This window comes from Christensenella massiliensis (genome assembly GCF_040409835.1).
Classification (GTDB): Bacteria; Bacillota; Clostridia; order Christensenellales; family Christensenellaceae; genus Christensenella; species Christensenella massiliensis.
Genome location: NZ_CP117826.1, coordinates 1,292,874 through 1,309,681 on the forward strand (window position 1 = coordinate 1,292,874; position 16,808 = coordinate 1,309,681).

Sequence of the window (16,808 nt, forward strand, 5' to 3'; positions counted from 1 at the left end):
AATGTCAGGTGCTTTTCTTATTTTTAAGGAGGGATAGATTTGAATGTATTTGAAGCTGTGAAGCAGTCCGTTACAACAAGACAGGCTGCGGAGCATTATGGAATCCATGTAGGTCGGAACGGGATGGCTTGTTGCCCGTTCCATAACGATAAAACCCCAAGCATGAAGCTGGATCAGCGTTACCACTGCTTCGGCTGCGGTGCGGATGGGGATGTGATTGATTTTGCCGCCGCCCTGTATGGGCTGGGAAAGAAAGAAGCCGCCGTACAACTGGCACAGGACTTCGGGCTTTCCTATGAGGACTGGAAACCGCCGGGAAAGGCAAAAAAGCCCAAGCCCCGGCAGAAATCCCCGGAGGAACAGTTTCAGGAAGCAAAGAACCGCTGCTTCCGTATTCTTGCCGATTATCATCACTTGCTTATGGCATGGAGAAAAGACTACGCCCCGCACTCCCCAGAGGAAGCCTTTCATCCCCGGTTTGTGGAAGCCTTACAGAAGCAAGCCCAAGTGGAATATCTGCTGGATGTGCTGTTGTTCGGGGAGACAGAGGAAAAAGCGGCTTTGATTACGGACTACGGAAAGGATGTGATACAGCTTGAACAGCGAATGGCAGAGCTTGCAACCGCAGACGCAGCAAGAACTAAAAAACACCATGAACGCCATGCAGCCGCCCCAGAGCATTGAGGAAATCAAGGCGGGGCTGGAAACTACCGAGAAAGGCGGTGTCCGTCAGAGCATACGGAACTGCCTGACCGTATTCCAGTGTGACCCGCTGCTTTCCGGGGCTATCGCATACAACATCCTGACCGACCGCAAGGACATCATAAAGCCCATCGGCTTCCACAGAGAAAGCACCGCCCTGAATGATACGGATATGAAGTATCTTCTTCTCTATCTGGAAGAAACCTACGGGCTTACCAATGAGAAGAAGATTGATAACGCCATCGGGATTGTGGCGAATGAAAACAAGTACCATCCCATCCGGGACTATCTTAATACCCTTGTGTGGGACGGGACAGAGCGAATCCGTTTCTGCCTGCGGCACTTTCTGGGGGCTGACGCAGACGATTACACCTATGAAGCGTTGAAGCTGTTCCTGCTGGGTGCAATCTCACGAGCCTTTCAGCCGGGATGCAAATTTGAAATCATGCTCTGTCTGGTAGGCGGTCAGGGGGCTGGCAAGTCCACCTTCTTCCGTCTGCTGGCAGTCCGGGACGAGTGGTTCTCCGATGATTTGCGGAAGCTGGACGATGACAATGTGTACCGCAAGCTGCAAGGTCACTGGATTATCGAAATGTCGGAAATGATGGCAACCGCCAATGCCAAGAGCATTGAGGAAATCAAGTCATTTTTAAGCAGGCAGAAAGAGGTTTATAAGATACCCTATGAAACCCACCCGGCAGACCGCCCCCGTCAGTGCGTGTTTGGCGGCACTTCCAATGCCCTTGACTTCCTGCCCCTTGACCGTTCCGGCAACCGCCGCTTTATCCCCGTCATGGTGTACCCAGGGCAAGCCGAGGTTCACATTTTGGAGGACGAAGCTGCTTCCAGAGCCTATATCGAGCAGATGTGGGCGGAAGCGATGGAGATTTACCGAAGCGGCAGGTTCAAGCTGGCTTTCAGCTCCGCCATGCAGCGGTATCTCAAAGAACACCAGCGGGATTTTATGCCGGAGGACACCAAAGCCGGGATGATACAGGCATATCTTGATAAGTACACCGGGAGCATGGTCTGTTCCAAGCAGCTCTACAAGGAAGCCTTGAACCATGCCTTTGACGAACCGAAGCAATGGGAAATCCGGGAAATCAACGAGATTATGAACCAGAGCATTGACCGCTGGCGGTACTTCCCGAACCCAAGAATGTTTTCCGAATATGGCAGACAAAAGGGCTGGGAGCGTGAAAACCCGGCAACGGACTCCGGCAACCCGTCTGAAAAAACGATGGACGGTTTTGTGGAGGTCACAGAACAGATGGAGCTTCCATTCTGAAAATGACAGCCCGTTGCATCCCCTGTTGCTATCCCGTTGCCGAGCCGGTTGCCGGGGAAAATCCCGAAACTATCGGCTTTTCTCCCCTATGACAACCAAAACAACAGAAAAATAAAAGAAAATATAAATTGTAACCAAACCGCCAGACAGAGATGGTTTTGAGGTTTTTTGAAGCCCGTTGCCGGACTTCGTTGCCGACCTTCTCCTTGTCTGGCTATTCTATTATGGAGGATAACTGCCTATGGCAAAAACGAAAACAGAGATTCATGTTACCACAGTTTTTGACGGCGAACTGGACGCAGCGGATGTCTTTGTGAGCCTGATTGCCCAAAAATATGGGCAGAATACCGGCAAGGAAAATCTTGCGAAAACACAAGATTTAGGATATAATAAAGACGAGGTTCAGAAGAACCGTGTTCCGTCTGGATTGTGCGGGTAAACGGTTATGATGAACGGATACGAATACACAGGCATGGACGCAATTCTGGCGGGCAGCTTCCGGGCGGCTATCTATTGCAGGCTTTCCAAAGACGATGACCTTGACGGGGAGAGCGCCAGTATTGCCAACCAGCGGGATATGCTGGAAAGCTACTGCGAAAAGCAGGGATGGGAGGTTGTGGCAGTCTATCAGGACGATGGCTACACGGGGCTGAACATGGAGCGCCCCGACCTGAAACGGATGTTAAAGGCCATCGAGCGCAGGCAGATAAATCTTGTGATAACGAAAGATTTATCGAGATTGGGCCGAAATTACTTGCAGACCGGCACACTGATTGAGGACTTCTTCCCCCGTCACGGCGTCCGCTATATCGCCATGAATGACGGTATCGACACCATGCGGGACAACAACGACATTGCGCCGTTCAAGAACATCCTGAACGAGATGTACAGCAAGGACATTTCCAAGAAGGTACATTCCTCATATCTGCTGAAAGCCCAGCAAGGCCAGTTTACCGGCTGTGTGGCTCCCTTTGGGTATCGGAAAGACCCGGAGGACAAAAACCACCTGCTGGTGGACGAGGAAACCGCCCCCATTGTCCGGCAAATCTTCCTTTGGGCGCTGGAAGGACACGGCCCCAACTTCATCCGGCGCAGGCTGGAAGAACAGAAGGTGCCTTGCCCTACATGGTGGAACCGGGAACGGGGCTTCCGCAATGTCCGCACCAAATGGGAAAAGAAAGACCCGGAAAACGGGCGGTATATGTGGGATTTCTCCGTGATAAAGGACATCCTGATGAATCCCGTTTATACCGGGGCGATCGCTTCCCAAAAGAAGGACTACCGCTTCAAAATCGGCACCATTGGCGAGAAGAAGCCGCAGGACTGGATCGTGGTGGAGCAGCGGCACGAACCGTTGATTGACAGCAAAAGTTTTGCCATCGTGCAGGACAAGCTGAAATCCCGGCAGCGCCCCCGTCAGGACGGGGAAACCAGCCTGTTTGCCGGGCTTATCAAGTGCGGCGAGTGCGGCAAGTCGCTGACCATCCGTACCACCCACGCCAAGCACCCGCAGCAGATTTACGCCTGTAAGACCTATGGGGCGTTCGGCAAGAACCACTGTTCCCAGCACCGGGTGGAGTACGACACCCTTTACCACCTTGTCCTGAACAAAATCCGGGAGTGTGCCAGGGCTGCCCTGACCGATGGGGAAGCCATTGCCGGGAAGCTGACCAACACCTGTGAAGCCGAACAGAAAGGCCAGCGGGAAGCGTTGGAGCGTTCCCTGACAAAAGACGAGGAACGAATTGAGGTTCTGGAAAAGATGGTGCTGCGGCTCTATGAGGATATGGTTGCCGGGCGGATCAGCGAAGCCAACTTCAATCTCATGCTGGACAAGACGCAGAAGGAACAGGCCGAGTTGAAAGAACGGGTTGCACAGGGGCGCAAGAAGCTGGCTGATGAAATGCGGCTGGCAATGGACGCCAAACAATGGGTGGACGCCATTCAGGAATATGCCGACATCACGGAGTTGGACACAGCCACCTTAAACCGCCTGATTAAAGAAATCGTTGTCCATGAACACATCGACAGCGATAAGACACGACACATTTCTATCGAAATTCACTTCAATCTCAAACCCATCCCGGAGGTGGAACAGGTCAAGGGCTGACCTGTTCCCGCTGGGGCGGTTCTAAAACAATTCCATATATTTTTTGACACGCCGCCGCCCGCCATCGAGCAAGGTTTTACTCCTAATTAGGGATAAAACAGCTCATGGCGGGCGGCGGCATCATCCTGCTGGGCACCACCCTGATCCCTCTGCTGAGCGGTTTGTTCTAAGGTAAGGGCCTATGGATTTTCTCACCGACTGGCTCACGGACTGGCTCAAAGAGCTGTTGATTGGCGGGATCATGGGGAACCTGGAGGGGCTCTTTGATTACGTCAATACCCAAGTCGGAGAGATCGCGGTACAGGTGGGGACTACCCCGGCGGCGTGGAACGCCGGGGTATTTTCCCTCATCCGCCAGCTTTCCGAAACGGTGATTTTACCGATTGCCGGGCTGGTACTGACCTTTGTTGCCACCTATGAGCTCATTCAGATGCTTTTGGAAAAGAACAATATGCACGAGTTTGACGTGGCGAATATCTACAAATGGATGTTCAAAACGGCTTGTGCCATCTTCATTCTCTCAAATACCTTTGATATTGTGATGGCCGTCTTTGACGTGTCGCAGACAGTGATTGCCCAGGCGGGCGGTCTGATCCAGGGCTCCACGGACATCACGCCGGATATGATCACGGAACTGGAAACCACCCTGGAGGGGATGGACTTAGGGCCGCTTCTGGGCCTATGGCTCCAGTCCTCAATTATCGGCGTTACCATGTGGGCGCTGGGTATCGTCATTTTCGTCCTGGTCTACGGGAGGATGCTGGAAATCTATTTGCTCACCAGTTTGGCCCCGATCCCTATGGCAACCATCTCCCACCGGGAAGTGGGACAGATGGGGCAGAACTATCTGCGCTCCCTCTTTGCCGTGGGCTTCCAGGGGATGCTCATTCTGGTGTGCGTTGCAATCTATGCGGTGCTGATCCAGGGAATTGCCACGGGCGGAGATCCCATCGGGGCGATCTGGGGCACCGTGGGCTATACGGTTTTGCTCTGCTTCATGCTGTTCAAAACCGGGACGATAGCGCGCAGCATCTTTAGTGCGCACTAAAGAAAGGGGTGTTATATGCCGAGAAGATATGGGCCCGACGGGACGCGCCTGTGGTATGGGAAAGCGCCGGAGGACTTCACCCAGGCTGACGTTCACCGCTTTATGGCGGAAACGGAGGCCGTTTTACAAAAGCGGGAATTGCTGGGCGGCAGTGATGACGCAAAGACGATTGCCCAGCAGTTAGCCGAGGGGCGGGCGCAGGCCGCCCGCGAGAACGCCGCCCGGCCCGCCCCGGCAAAGGGCAAGGAGGCCAGGGATGACCGATAAGGGCACCTCTGGACAAAGTGTCCAGAAGTCCCCGGAACCCCCGGAGGGGCTGTTCCTCATGGATGGCATCGAGGGCCTGCGCTCCCTGCCCCGTCATTCCGTGGATATGCTCTTAACTGATCCGCCCTATGGGACAACCCGGAACTTTTGGGATGTGCCCCTGCCGCTCCCGGAGCTGTGGGAGGCGGTAAAATGGGCGGTCAAGCCGGACGGCGCGATCCTGTTTTTCGCGCAGTGCCCCTATGACAAGGTGCTGGGGGCATCCAACCTGTCCATGCTCCGCTATGAGTGGGTGTGGTACAAAAGCCGCTCTACTGGCTTTCTCAATGCCCGCCGCGCTCCGCTGAAAAAGACGGAGAACATCCTGGTATTCTATCAGAAGCTCCCTCTTTACAACCCGCAGTTTGAACAGGGCAAGCCCTACAAGCGGAGTCTGACCAACAACGGGGACAGCCCGAACTATGGAAAATTCGTCCGTACCACGGGCGGCTCGGAGGATGGCCTGCGCTTTCCGGGGAACGTGCTCACGTTCCCCACCGTCCAGCGCACCGTCCACCCCACGCAGAAGCCGGTGGCCCTGTGCGAGTATTTCATCAAGACCTACACCCGGCCCGGCGAGCTGGTGGCGGACATCTGCGCGGGCTCCGGCACAACGGCAGTGGCCGCCCTCAATACGGGCCGCCGCTTCCTCTGTTTTGAAACCGTCCCGGCCTACTATGCCGCCGCCAGCGAGCGCATCCGTGTGGCAGGCGCGGCGGTGGAGGCCGGGGAGAAAGGAGTTTGACTATCGGACAGTATTCTGTGATCTACGCCGATCCCCCCTGGCGGTATGCTCAAAAGGGCTTGCAGGGGGCGGCGGAAAAACACTACCCCACAATGGGGGTTGACGAGTTATGCACGCTCCCGGTGGCGGATCTGGCGGCCCCGGACAGCGTGCTTTTTTTGTGGGCTACATTCCCGCAGCTCCCGGAGGCCCTGCGGCTCATCAAGGCGTGGGGCTTCACTTATAAGAGCGTTGCTTTCGTCTGGCTGAAGAAAAACCGCAAGTCCGAGGGCTGGTTCTATGGCCTGGGCTTCTGGACGCGGGGCAACGCGGAGGTCTGCCTGCTGGCAACGCGGGGGCACCCGAAGCGGCAGGCGGCAAACGTCCATCAATTCATTATTTCCCCTATCCAGGAGCACAGCCGCAAGCCGGAGGAGGCCCGTGACAAGATCGTGGCCCTCATGGGCGATGTGCCCAGGGTGGAGCTGTTCGCCCGGCAGTCCCCGCCTGGCTGGGATGTGTGGGGGAATGAGGTGGAAAGCACCCTCCCGGACTTCTGGACAAAGTGTCCAGAGGTGGCCGGGCCGGAAAGGAGTGATTGAAATTCCCTATGTAAATGTCCCTAACGACTTATCCAAAATCAAGACCAAACTGGCCTTTAATTTGACAAAGCGCCAGCTTGTGTGCTTCGGGATCGCGGCGGCGGTGGGCATCCCGTCCTACCTGCTGGCCCGGAGCGCCATCGGCAACACCGGGGCCATGTTCCTGATGATGGGGGTGGCGCTCCCGGCGTTCCTGCTGGCGATGTATGAAAAAGACGGGCTCCCCTTTGAAAAGGTTGTGCGGAATGTCCTGCGGGCGAAGTTCCTGCGGCCTGGGGTGAGGCCCTACCAGACGGAAAATATCTATGCCCCGTTCACCCAGCGGGGCGCTGTGCGAAAGGAGGATGCGATTGCAGAAAGCAAAAAGCCAAAAGCGCGGCCCCGGAAAGGCCGCTAACCGGAAAGCTGTTTTGTCCGCCCAGCAGACCATCCCTTATCTGGTGATGCACCCGGACGGCGTGTGCCAGCTCCCCGGCGGGCTCTACACAAAGACGGTGGAATATGAGGACATCAACTATTCCGTTGCGTCTACGGAGGATCAGACGGCGATTTTCAGCGGGTGGAGCTCGTTCCTCAACTACTTCGACAGCTCCCTGCCGTTCCAGCTCTCCTTTATCAACCGCCGCTCCCGTTCCCGGAGCCGCTACAAGGTAAACATTCCCCCGGCCCAGGATGACTTTGACAGCATCCGGGCCGAGTTTACGGGGATGCTGAAAAACCAGATTGCCAAAAGCAACAACGGCATCGAGCGGTCAAAATATATTACCTTTGGCCTGCCCGCCGAGGGGATCGCGGAAGCCCGCCCCCGCCTGGAACGGGTGGAAGCCGATGTGACAGGCAACCTCAAACGGCTGGGCGTTCCCTCTGTCCCGATGGACGGACAGGCGCGGCTGGCCCTGCTCCACGGGCAGATGCATCCCGGCAACCGGGAGCCGTTCCGCTTCTCCTGGCAGGACATCCCCAAAACCGGGCTTGGCACAAAGGACTATATCGCGCCGGACAGCTTCGACTTCCGGCAGGCCAGGACGTTCCGCATCGGCCAATACTGGGGTGCGGCGTCCTACTTGCAGATTTTGGCGTCCGAGCTCTCGGACAAGCTCCTGGCGGAGATCCTGGAGCTGGATGCGGAAATGACGGTTACTCTCCACATTCAGACGGTGGATCAGCTTAAAGCCATTAAGACCATCAAGGGCAAAATCTCCGACATCGGCAAAATGAAGGTGGAGGAACAGCGCAAGGCGGTGCGGGCCGGGTACGATCCCGACATCCTGCCCCCTGACCTCATTACGTTCAGCAAGGACGCGGCGGAGCTTCTGGCTGACCTGCAGTCCCGAAACGAGCGGATGTTCCTGCTCACGTTCACGGTGGTAAACCTTGCCCCCACCCGCCAGCGGCTGGAGAATGACGTGTTCACGGTGGGCGGTATCGCGCAGAAATATAACTGCACTTTGAAGCGGCTGGACTGGCAACAGGAGCAAGGCTTTGTTTCTTCCCTGGCCCTGGGCTATAACGAGGTGGAAATCCAGCGGGGCATGACTACCAGCTCCACGGCGATTTTCATTCCCTTTATGACCAGGGAGCTGCGGATGGCTGGGCCGTCCCTCTACTACGGTATGAACGCTCTTTCCCACAACGTCATTATGGCGGATCGGAAAAAGCTGAAATCGGCCAACGGCTTGTATCTCGGCTCTACGGGCTCCGGCAAGAGCTTCGCCGCAAAGCGTGAAATCATCAACGTGTTTCTCGCTATCCCAAAAGACCGGATCATCATTGTCGATCCGATGGGGGAATATGTCCCGCTGGTACGCAGGCTGGGAAACCAGGCACAAATTATCGAAATATCCCCGGACAGCCCAAATCACTTAAACCCGATGGATGTAGAACTTAACATGACCGCCGGAGAAAGTCCGCTTTCCATGAAAGCGGATTTTTTGTTGTCCCTGTGCGAGCTGGTGGTGGGCGGCAAAGACGGCCTGCAACCCATTGAAAAGACGGTGATTGACCGCTGTGTGCGGCTGGTCTACCGGGAGCAGGCCCTGGGAATTGCCACGGGAAAAACGCCGCTGTTGCAGGACTTGTACGAGGAACTCTTGAAACAGCCGGAGCCGGAGGCCCGCCGTGTGGCAACCGCCCTGGAGCTCTACTGTACGGGCTCCCTCAATCTTTTTAATCATCCGACTAATGTAAAAACGGATAAACGGGTGGTGTGTATTGTGCTCAAGAACATGGGAGAAAACCTCCGAAAGATCGCTATGCACATCACAAATGAATTTGTTTCCCAGGCGGTGGATGCCAATTTCCACAACGGCGTTTCTACCTGGTGCTACTTTGACGAGTTCCACATCCTGCTCCGGGACGCGCTCACCGCCAGCTACTTTGTGGCCGTGTGGAAGATGCTCCGCAAAAAGGGCTGCGTGCCCTCAGCTTTAACGCAGAACGTCAAAGACCTTTTGGCCAGCCGGGAGATCGAGGCCATTCTGGACAACACCGACTTTATGATCCTGCTGTCCCAGGCCCAAAGTGACCGGGCGATTTTGGCGAAACAGCTCGGCATTTCCGAGCATCAGCTCTCCTATATCACCCATTCCAATTCCGGCGAGGGCCTGCTGTTCTATGGCGATGTGACCATCCCCTTTGTGGATCGGTTCCCCCGTGGGGAGATCTATAACCTGCTGACCACGCGCCCGGAGGACTTGAAGAATGAAGCGAAAACTGAATAAACCCGAACAAGAGCCCAGGGAGCGCTCCGGCTCCTGGGAGGAGCCCGCCGATCCCGGCGGCGCTTCTTCCGGGGCCGCTGGGGACGGCTCTCCAGGCGGTGCCGGGACAGAGAGCACTTCTGGACAAAGTGTCCACAAGTCAAAGTTCCGGCAGAAAAGCAAACAGGAACAGGCCGCCGCTTCTAAGCTCCGCATGGAAAAGCGCGTGGAAAAGCTGGAGGCGGCCAAAGACAAGCTGGCAAAACAGAAGCCCCCAAAAAAGCCCGGCCCCATCCGGCGGGTGGGCCGCGCCGCTGGCGGGGCCGCCCACGGTTTTGTGCATGGGAAGATTTATGAAAACGAGCATGAGAATGTGGGCATCGAGGGGGCCCACCGCTCCGAGCTGGTGGGCGAGGCCGCCCTGCGGCATGGCTCCCGGTTTGTGAAGCGGAAAGTCCGGGAACATCCGGCAAAGGCCGTCCAGCGGGCCGAGTCCAAATATGTCAAGGCCACGGCGGACTATCACTTCCGCATGGCCGCCCAGGAACACCCGGAGATGTCCGGCAACCCGGTTTCCCGGATGTGGCGCAAGCACCGCTTGAAAAAGCAGTACCAGAAGCGGGCGCGGGAGGCGGTCAAGACCGGGGCGGCAGGCGCGGCGAAAAAGACCGCCGCCGCCACGGAAAAGGCCGGGGCAAAGGTGGTAGGCTTTGTGAAGCGGCATCCCGTGGGGGTGGTTCTGGCCCTGGCCTGTGTGCTCCTGCTCTTTATGATGCAGTCCTGCTCGTCCTCCCTGGTGACGCTTGGCAACGCCGGGGCGGGCGCGGTGGGCGCAACTACCTACCCATCCCAGGACGAGGAAATGCTGGCGGCGGAGGCGGCTTATGTGGGAATGGAGGCGGAGCTCCAGGACTACCTGGACAGCTACGAAAGTACCCACGACTATGACGAGTACCACTTCGACTTGGACAGCATTGAGCACGATCCCTATGTGCTGATCTCTATCCTGTCTGTGCTCCATGAGGGGGCATGGACGCTGGATCAGGTGCAGGGGACGCTGGAAACCCTCTTTGACCGTCAGTACATTCTCACCGAGGATGTGGTGGTTGAGGTGCGCTATCGGACGGAAAGCCGGACAGACAGCGAGGGCAACTCCTACGATGTGGAAGTCCCCTACAATTACTACATCTGTTATGTGACGCTGGAAAACAAAAACCTGTCCCATCTGCCCCTGGAAATGATGAACGAGGAGCAGATGTCCCGGTACTCCCTCTATATGTCCACCCTGGGGAACCGGCCAGACCTGTTCCCTGAGTCGGCCTATGTGGGAAAATACGTTACCAACCCGCCCGCCGGATATGACGTGCCGGGGGAATATCTGGACGATGAAACCTTTGCGGCCATGCTCACCGAGGCGGAGAAATACCTGGGCTATCCCTATGTGTGGGGCGGGAGCTCCCCGGCTACGTCCTTTGATTGCTCCGGCTTCGTGTCCTGGGTCATCAATCACAGCGGCTGGAATGTGGGCCGCCTGGGGGCCCAGGGGCTCTATAACATCTGCACCCCTACCAGCAATCCAAAACCCGGCGATCTGGTGTTCTTTGTCGGCACCTATGACACGGCGGGCGTGTCCCACTGTGGCATCTATGTGGGGGACGGGATGATGATCCACTGTGGCGATCCCATCCAATATGCAAATCTGAATACAAGTTACTGGCAATCTCATTTTTACGCCTACGGGCGTTTACCCTGATAAGGAGGTATCTATGGCGGTAAGCAAAAGCCAAAAAATCCAGGCCGAGATTGATAAGGTCAAGGCCAAAATCAGCGAACAGCAGGCCCGGCTCAAGGAGCTGGAAAAGAACAAGCAGGAGGCCGAAAACAGCGAGATCGTGGACATCGTGCGGGGTATGAGCATTTCCCTGGAGGAGCTCCCCCTGGTGCTCCAGCGGCTCCGGGATGGCACTTCTGGACAAAGTGTCCAGAAGTCCGAGGACGGCGGAAAGGAGGAAAATTGAAGATGAAACGCTTTCGGGTGATGGCGGCGGCGCTGTGTGCCGCCGTTCTTTTATGCGGATTTAGCATCCCGGCCTATGCCTATGCGGACGGCGGCGAGGGCGCGGACTATGGCGATCCCACCATGACCGAGGAAACCCAGGCCCCGGAGCCGGAACCCACCATCGAACCGGGCGAGGGCTTTTCGGAGGAGGGCAACCTTGTAACCCGCGATCTGCTCTATGACGAGCACACCAACAAGCAGTTTATTACGGTGCAGACGGCGGGCGGGAATACCTTTTACATCGTCATTGACTACGACAAGCCTGTGGACGAGGAGGGCGAGCAGTATGAAACCTACTTCTTCAGCGTGGTAGACGAGGCCGATCTGCTGGCCGCAGCCGAGGCCGCCGGGGTGGAGCAGGCGGTCTGCTCCTGCTCTGAAAAATGCGCGGCGGGTGCCGTGAATACGGAGTGCGCCGTCTGCTCGGTCAATATGAACAAGTGCGCGGGTGTTGAGCCGGAGCCGGAACCCACGGAAACCGAGGAACCCGCCCCGGAGGAGGCCGAGCCGGAAACGGGCGGCAACATGGGGATGCTCCTGGCGGTGCTGGCGGTGGCCTTAGTGGGCGGCGGCGCGGCGTTCTATTTCAAGGTACTGCGTCCCAAACAGCAGAAAGCCGCCGAGCCCCAGGAGGACTACGGCGGGGAGCTGGATGACTATGATGGGCCGGACGGCTACGGGGACGAGGACGATGACGGCCCGCCCTGGGACGAGGAGGACGATGACGGAGAGGAGGCTGACAAATGAGGTTTACCGACAGCCCCTTTGAAAAAATGATGAAACAGAAGCCCCGTCCCCAGGCTCCGGCCCCGGCAAAGCCGCCCAGGGGCTCCCGGTGCTCCGGGTGCCCCTACTGGCGGGGCATCGGTTGTGTGTCCTGCTACCGGGAGCTTTTGAAAGCCCCGGCTGGCGGGAGGTGACGGCTTGGCCCGTGAACTGACACGCGAGGAAAAAAGGGCCATCCGCGCCCTGGTAACAAAATGGTGCGCCAACTATGACCGGGAGTGCGGGTGTCTGCCCCTGGACTGTGAGTGCTATATGTTCGGGAAATGCTGGACGGGTGCTTACTGCCGCTACTTCCGGGAGGCCGTCCTGCCCCTTGATCCGGCCCTGGAGGTGTCCCTGATGACTGAGGGGCCCAGGCCGGATTTTAAGCCCTGCCCCATCTGCGGCGGGGCCGTCCCCGCCGATGGGCGCATGGCCTACTGCTCCGAGTCCTGTGCCCGGATTGCCCTGCGGCGGCAAAAGCGGGACTATATGCGGAAAAAGCGGAGGTGATGTGTGGAAAATTAGGCCCTGGAAAACCCGCTTGGATCAAGGCTTTCCGGGGCCCTTTTGGGGGTGGGGCGTATCTTTCTATGGCCTGCCCTTGTTTTGCTCAAATGCTTTCCACATCTACCCCTGCCGCTTCTGGACACTTTGTCCAGAGGTGGCGGGGCATCTAAGGAGGTGTTATTCTGGAAGAAAATCAAGGCTATGTGATCCGCCGCACGATCCTGTTTGACAATCAGTGCGGTTTTGCCCTGGGGGAAAATAGCAGGGCCCCTAATCCCTTTGTGACGTGGCGGTTCAATGAGCAGGACGGCCAGCGGAATTACTTTTGGGGCCACTATATGAATGAGCCGGATATGGCGGAACGGGACTTACTCAACCGGGCCGAGGACTACCAGCGGCGTTACCATGTGCAGGAAGTGGAGCAGACCCCGGACAAGGAAACCTATCTGTACTACTCCACCCAGCGGCCTATCGACATCGGCACTTACCCGAACAGCTACTTTAACCGCCCTGTCCACATGGATTTATACTTTACCCGCCAGCAAGTGACGGGTGAGGCGTTCCAGGCGTGGGGTGCCATCACCTATGCTCATCCCCTGACGGAACGGGAAATGCAGGACTATGAGCTCCGGCCCTCCCGCAATAACCTGGATATTCGGCGGCAGATGGACGCCCAGGCCCAGGTGGTGGGAAAATGGGAGGACGCTCACCGCATCCCGGATCAAAAGCGGCTGACATGGTTTTACCCTGACTTCGGCAGTTATGTGGTGAAAGAATACATCACCCCGGAGCAACTGGCCAGCTTTGCCCGTGGTGTGGAACGCCAGGAGGCGGCGCGGGCTCATAAGGAGGCCAAACGCCAGCCCCCGATTGCGGAGCAACTGAAAGCGGCGCAAAAGGAGGCCCAGGAACACCGGGCCCCGGACGGCCCTAAAAAGAAAGCCCCTGACCGGGACGACAGATAGGAGGACTGTTATGGAAAAGAAGCGTGAACAGGATTTTGCCAGCCAGGAGGCCCTGCGGCTCTCCGGGGTATTCAATACGCCGATCCCCGCCCAGCCCCCGGAACGGGAAAAGGCGCTGGACAAGGTAAAGGAACCGCCCCGCGTCTGCCGGAGCCTGGAACGGGAGGAGCGGTGACAAAGAAACGCCGCCGCCCCATCCATCTCCATGTGATGGTGTCCGAGGAGGAGCAGGCGCTGATCCGGGAACGGATGGCCGAGGCGGGCATCCGAAACATGGGGGCCTATATGCGGAAAATGGCCCTCAATGGGTATGTGCTCCATGTTGACCTGTCACCTGTCCAGGAGCTGGTGTCGCTCCAGCGGCGGTGCTCCAACAATCTAAATCAGGTGGCGATCCAGGCGAATACCTACGGCGGCATTTACCCGGAGGAGATTACGGCTCTGCAACGGGACTATGAAAAGCTGTGGCGGCCCCTTTCCGATCTGCTGGAAAAGCTCTCCGCCATCGTGCGGCTCTGATCTGCCGGGGAGCGGTTTTGCCGTTCCCCGGCTATCCCCACTTCTGGACATTTTGTCCAGAAGTGGGGATAGCCGAGGCATCCTTGTTGGCCCCCTCCTGCGGAGTTATAATATACATATAGAGGCAAACAACGAACTTTTTGTAGGAGGTATGAACGATGCGGACAATCTTAAAAATCATCGCGGCTCCCTTTGTCCTGGCCCTGATCCTCATTGTGGCGGTGCTTACGTTCCTGTCCTGCGTGGCGGGGGCTGTGTGCATTGTGGCTTGTGTGGGCCTGTCCCTGCTGGCGATCCTCTGCCTGCTGGCCGGGCAGACAGTAGGCTGCATCGCTATGTTTGTGCTGGCGTTCCTGGTTTCCCCCTTTGGGCTCCCGGCCCTCGGCGGCTGGCTGGTGGAGCGTCTGCATAGTGTGAAGTATGCGGCGATGGACTTTATGGCGAGCTGATACTTATGGACAAAATGTCCAGAGGTGCCGGGCGGCGGGTGAAACAGACCGCCGCCCGCTTTTTCTGCTGGGAAAGGAGGTGCGGCTATCGCTACAACTTACATCCGGCCCTACAAGGTAGCGGCGGGGAAAACTGCTGTTCAGACAATGGAGGATCGGTTTGCCTACGGGCTCAATCTGAAAAAGATAGGAGCTGTGTCTGCCTACCTCTGCGATCCTGTATCGGCCCCCGCTGAGTTTCTTCTGACGAAAAGCCAGTACCAGGCGGAAACGGGCCGGGCCGTGGAGCGCGGGGCCCTGTTCTTTCAGATCCGGCAGGCGTTCCCGCCCGGCGAGGTCACGCCGGAGGAGGCAAACAAACTCGGCTATGAAACGGCCATGCGCTGGACAAAGGGCAAGTACCAGTTCTTTGTCTGTACCCACATCGACAAGGGCCACATTCACAATCACATTTATTACAACTCTACAGCCTTTGACCGCTCCCGGAAGTTTCATAACTTCATCGGCTCCAGCTTTGCGGTGCGGCGGCTCTCTGACCGGGTGTGCATCGAGCATGAGCTGTCTGTTATCCAAAATCCGAAACAGCACAGCAAGGGCCGTTTTCTTCACTATGGCCAGTGGATTGGCGAAAAGCCGCCCACCGCACAACAGCGGGTGCGGCTGGCCATCGTGGAGACCCTGGAGAAAAAGCCCGCCGACTTCCCGGCGTTCCTGCGGCTCATGGAGGAGTCCGGCTTTCAAGTGAAGCATGGGCGGGGAGGCGTGATCTCGTTCCTGGCCCCTGGGCAGGATAAGTACACCCGTCTGCGGGCTTCTGTCCTGGGCCCCGGCTTTGATCCCGATGACATCCGGGCGGTGATTGCCGGGGAGCGTCCGATCCCGGAGCTCCCGAAGGACAGCCCGGCTCCGCCCCGGCGTGTCAATCTGATTATTGATATTCAAGAGCGCATGGCCCAGGGCAAGGGCCCGGCCTATGAACGGTGGGCCAAAGTTTACAACCTCAAACAGATGGCCGCCGCGCTCCAGTATCTCCGGGAGCATAATCTGATGGATTATGACGCGCTGGCCGCCAGCACCGAGGCGGCGGTGGATCGCGCCCACAAGCTGGCCGGGGAGCTGCGTAATACGGAGGATGCCCTCTCTAAAACTTCTGAGCTCATGGGTGCGGTGGTACAGTATGCAAAGACGCGGCCCGTGTTCGATGGCTACAAAGCGGCCCGGTATTCTAAAAAGTATCTGGCCCAGCACGAGGCAGAGCTGGCTAACTACCGGGCTGCAAAAGCTACTATGAGCGATCTCCTGGGCGGCGCAAAGCTCCCGAAAATGGACACGCTGAAAAAGGAGCGCCGGGAGCTCTCCGAAAAGAAAAAAGCCCTCTATGCCGAGTACCGCAAGGCCCAGGCGGATATGCGGCAGGCCGTAGCAGTCAAGGCGAATATTGACCATCTGCTCGGCCATACGGACGGGCGGGAAAATAAGGCCCAGGAGCGATAGCTCCGGGACGCAGACAACAGGCGCTTGCGCCTGGACTTCTGGACAAAGTGTCCAGAAGTCCAGCGGGTTTGGGGAGCTCCCCAACAAGCATTTTTGCGGGGCCCTCGGCCCTGCAAAAATTTCGAGTGTGCCCACACTCGAATTGCTTGCCGTTTTGTGCAAGCCCCGAAAATGGCACGAAAAAACGGAGGTACACGCTTTTCTTACGCATCCTCCGTTTCACGGGCTTTTTGCAGTCCCTCTGCTGTGTATTTCATTACGGTTAGCTCTTTTTCGTCCATTGAATTGAGCATGACATCTATCTGTTTCCGGCAGGTGCTCTCTCCGTTGAGCTTGTCCGGGAAAAAGAATTGATCCACGGAAATCTCCAGCAGGGTGACAAGCTGGTAAAAAACATTGAGGCTTGGCTTCTGCCCCCGGTTCTCCATATACATGATGGAGCGCGGGGTGCGATCCACAAGCTGAGCCAGGTACTCCTGCGTCCAGCCTTTTGCTTCCCGTTTGCGTTTGATCTCACGGCCCAGGGCGTGAAAATCAAGGTTTTTGTCATATTGGTACATTCTCATAT

The 16,808-nt window shown here is 57.3% G+C and carries 20 protein-coding genes and 1 pseudogene; 20 read left to right on the plus strand and 1 reads right to left on the minus strand.

Going from position 1 to position 16,808, the window contains the following annotated elements; all coding sequences use genetic code 11:
• Positions 1–39: 39 nt before the first annotated feature.
• The 20 genes and pseudogenes from PUP29_RS06240 (at position 40) to PUP29_RS06335 (ending at position 16,240) form a co-directional block, all read left to right on the plus strand.
• Complete coding sequence (locus tag PUP29_RS06240) at positions 40–684, plus strand: CHC2 zinc finger domain-containing protein (RefSeq protein WP_087989537.1); 645 nt, start codon at positions 40–42, stop codon at positions 682–684.
• Entirely contained in the window at positions 653–1,990 is a 1,338-nt protein-coding gene (locus PUP29_RS06245) for a virulence-associated E family protein (RefSeq protein ID WP_087989536.1), read from the plus strand. Before PUP29_RS06240 ends, PUP29_RS06245 begins: the two co-directional genes overlap by 32 nt.
• Before the next feature lie 241 nt (positions 1,991–2,231).
• Positions 2,232–2,429, plus strand: a complete 198-nt coding sequence (locus tag PUP29_RS06250) for a hypothetical protein (protein WP_015536493.1) — start codon at positions 2,232–2,234, stop codon at positions 2,427–2,429.
• Between the two features lie 6 nt (positions 2,430–2,435).
• Entirely contained in the window at positions 2,436–4,100 is a 1,665-nt protein-coding gene (locus PUP29_RS06255; protein ID WP_087989535.1) for a recombinase family protein, read from the plus strand.
• Between the two features lie 89 nt (positions 4,101–4,189).
• A pseudogene (locus tag PUP29_RS06260) lies at positions 4,190–4,270 on the plus strand (Maff2 family mobile element protein); the annotation flags it as partial.
• 11 nt (positions 4,271–4,281) lie between these two features.
• Positions 4,282–5,148, plus strand: a complete 867-nt coding sequence (locus tag PUP29_RS06265; RefSeq protein ID WP_055152387.1) for a VirB6/TrbL-like conjugal transfer protein, CD1112 family — start codon at positions 4,282–4,284, stop codon at positions 5,146–5,148.
• Positions 5,149–5,163: 15 nt separating this feature from the next.
• Positions 5,164–5,415 (plus strand): hypothetical protein, encoded by a 252-nt coding sequence (locus PUP29_RS06270; RefSeq protein WP_353422699.1) that lies wholly within the window; start codon positions 5,164–5,166, stop codon positions 5,413–5,415.
• On the plus strand, positions 5,405–6,199 hold the full coding sequence (locus PUP29_RS06275; protein WP_353422700.1) for a DNA-methyltransferase: 795 nt from the start codon (positions 5,405–5,407) through the stop codon (positions 6,197–6,199). Before PUP29_RS06270 ends, PUP29_RS06275 begins: the two co-directional genes overlap by 11 nt.
• Positions 6,196–6,780: an MT-A70 family methyltransferase gene (locus PUP29_RS06280; protein WP_353422701.1), complete on the plus strand. Its 585-nt coding sequence runs from the start codon at positions 6,196–6,198 to the stop codon at positions 6,778–6,780. Before PUP29_RS06275 ends, PUP29_RS06280 begins: the two co-directional genes overlap by 4 nt.
• Before the next feature lies 1 nt (position 6,781).
• Complete coding sequence (locus PUP29_RS06285) at positions 6,782–7,177, plus strand: PrgI family protein (RefSeq protein WP_087232295.1); 396 nt, start codon at positions 6,782–6,784, stop codon at positions 7,175–7,177.
• On the plus strand, positions 7,125–9,500 hold the full coding sequence (locus PUP29_RS06290; protein WP_353422702.1) for a VirB4-like conjugal transfer ATPase, CD1110 family: 2,376 nt from the start codon (positions 7,125–7,127) through the stop codon (positions 9,498–9,500). The genes PUP29_RS06285 and PUP29_RS06290 overlap by 53 nt, the downstream gene beginning before the upstream one ends.
• Positions 9,481–11,232, plus strand: a complete 1,752-nt coding sequence (locus PUP29_RS06295) for a C40 family peptidase (protein WP_353422703.1) — start codon at positions 9,481–9,483, stop codon at positions 11,230–11,232. The genes PUP29_RS06290 and PUP29_RS06295 overlap by 20 nt, the downstream gene beginning before the upstream one ends.
• Positions 11,233–11,245: 13 nt before the next feature.
• On the plus strand, positions 11,246–11,497 hold the full coding sequence (locus PUP29_RS06300; protein ID WP_087232213.1) for a DUF4315 family protein: 252 nt from the start codon (positions 11,246–11,248) through the stop codon (positions 11,495–11,497).
• A gap of 2 nt (positions 11,498–11,499) precedes the next feature.
• Positions 11,500–12,285, plus strand: coding sequence for a DUF4366 domain-containing protein (locus PUP29_RS06305; RefSeq protein ID WP_353422704.1), 786 nt, complete (start codon positions 11,500–11,502; stop codon positions 12,283–12,285).
• Between the two features lie 177 nt (positions 12,286–12,462).
• Positions 12,463–12,816 carry a cysteine-rich VLP domain-containing protein gene (locus PUP29_RS06310; RefSeq protein WP_353422706.1) on the plus strand — a complete coding sequence of 118 codons (354 nt, stop codon included), beginning with the start codon at positions 12,463–12,465 and terminating at the stop codon, positions 12,814–12,816.
• 350 nt (positions 12,817–13,166) lie between these two features.
• Positions 13,167–13,778 carry a hypothetical protein gene (locus PUP29_RS06315; RefSeq protein WP_353422707.1) on the plus strand — a complete coding sequence of 204 codons (612 nt, stop codon included), beginning with the start codon at positions 13,167–13,169 and terminating at the stop codon, positions 13,776–13,778.
• Positions 13,779–13,788: 10 nt separating this feature from the next.
• Entirely contained in the window at positions 13,789–13,953 is a 165-nt protein-coding gene (locus tag PUP29_RS06320) for a hypothetical protein (RefSeq protein WP_353422708.1), read from the plus strand.
• On the plus strand, positions 13,950–14,297 hold the full coding sequence (locus tag PUP29_RS06325) for a plasmid mobilization protein (RefSeq protein ID WP_205130205.1): 348 nt from the start codon (positions 13,950–13,952) through the stop codon (positions 14,295–14,297). Before PUP29_RS06320 ends, PUP29_RS06325 begins: the two co-directional genes overlap by 4 nt.
• Before the next feature lie 158 nt (positions 14,298–14,455).
• Positions 14,456–14,746 (plus strand): CD1845 family protein, encoded by a 291-nt coding sequence (locus tag PUP29_RS06330; RefSeq protein ID WP_055152367.1) that lies wholly within the window; start codon positions 14,456–14,458, stop codon positions 14,744–14,746.
• Positions 14,747–14,893: 147 nt separating this feature from the next.
• Positions 14,894–16,240 (plus strand): relaxase/mobilization nuclease domain-containing protein, encoded by a 1,347-nt coding sequence (locus PUP29_RS06335; RefSeq protein ID WP_353422709.1) that lies wholly within the window; start codon positions 14,894–14,896, stop codon positions 16,238–16,240.
• A 203-nt stretch (positions 16,241–16,443) separates the two neighbouring features.
• On the opposite strand, the gene PUP29_RS06340 is transcribed toward PUP29_RS06335, so the two are convergent.
• A complete protein-coding gene (locus PUP29_RS06340) occupies positions 16,444–16,800 on the minus strand; it encodes a helix-turn-helix transcriptional regulator (RefSeq protein WP_158404048.1) in 357 nt (118 codons plus the stop codon).
• Positions 16,801–16,808 lie beyond the last annotated feature (8 nt).

What these genes read in the sequence shown, in the direction of transcription:
- PUP29_RS06320 (WP_353422708.1), top strand. Translation starts at nt 13,789, where the DNA reads ATGGAAAAGAAGCGTGAACAGGATTTTGCCAGCCAGGAGGCCCTGCGG.
- PUP29_RS06340 (WP_158404048.1), bottom strand. Translation starts at nt 16,800, where the DNA reads ATGTACCAATATGACAAAAACCTTGATTTTCACGCCCTGGGCCGTGAG.
- PUP29_RS06300 (WP_087232213.1), top strand. Translation starts at nt 11,246, where the DNA reads ATGGCGGTAAGCAAAAGCCAAAAAATCCAGGCCGAGATTGATAAGGTC.
- PUP29_RS06270 (WP_353422699.1), top strand. Translation starts at nt 5,164, where the DNA reads ATGCCGAGAAGATATGGGCCCGACGGGACGCGCCTGTGGTATGGGAAA.
- PUP29_RS06295 (WP_353422703.1), top strand. Translation starts at nt 9,481, where the DNA reads ATGAAGCGAAAACTGAATAAACCCGAACAAGAGCCCAGGGAGCGCTCC.
- PUP29_RS06250 (WP_015536493.1), top strand. Translation starts at nt 2,232, where the DNA reads ATGGCAAAAACGAAAACAGAGATTCATGTTACCACAGTTTTTGACGGC.
- PUP29_RS06305 (WP_353422704.1), top strand. Translation starts at nt 11,500, where the DNA reads ATGAAACGCTTTCGGGTGATGGCGGCGGCGCTGTGTGCCGCCGTTCTT.
- PUP29_RS06265 (WP_055152387.1), top strand. Translation starts at nt 4,282, where the DNA reads ATGGATTTTCTCACCGACTGGCTCACGGACTGGCTCAAAGAGCTGTTG.
- PUP29_RS06290 (WP_353422702.1), top strand. Translation starts at nt 7,125, where the DNA reads ATGCGATTGCAGAAAGCAAAAAGCCAAAAGCGCGGCCCCGGAAAGGCC.
- PUP29_RS06245 (WP_087989536.1), top strand. Translation starts at nt 653, where the DNA reads ATGAACGCCATGCAGCCGCCCCAGAGCATTGAGGAAATCAAGGCGGGG.
- PUP29_RS06275 (WP_353422700.1), top strand. Translation starts at nt 5,405, where the DNA reads ATGACCGATAAGGGCACCTCTGGACAAAGTGTCCAGAAGTCCCCGGAA.
- PUP29_RS06315 (WP_353422707.1), top strand. Translation starts at nt 13,167, where the DNA reads ATGGCGGAACGGGACTTACTCAACCGGGCCGAGGACTACCAGCGGCGT.
- PUP29_RS06255 (WP_087989535.1), top strand. Translation starts at nt 2,436, where the DNA reads ATGATGAACGGATACGAATACACAGGCATGGACGCAATTCTGGCGGGC.
- PUP29_RS06335 (WP_353422709.1), top strand. Translation starts at nt 14,894, where the DNA reads ATGGAGGATCGGTTTGCCTACGGGCTCAATCTGAAAAAGATAGGAGCT.
- PUP29_RS06330 (WP_055152367.1), top strand. Translation starts at nt 14,456, where the DNA reads ATGCGGACAATCTTAAAAATCATCGCGGCTCCCTTTGTCCTGGCCCTG.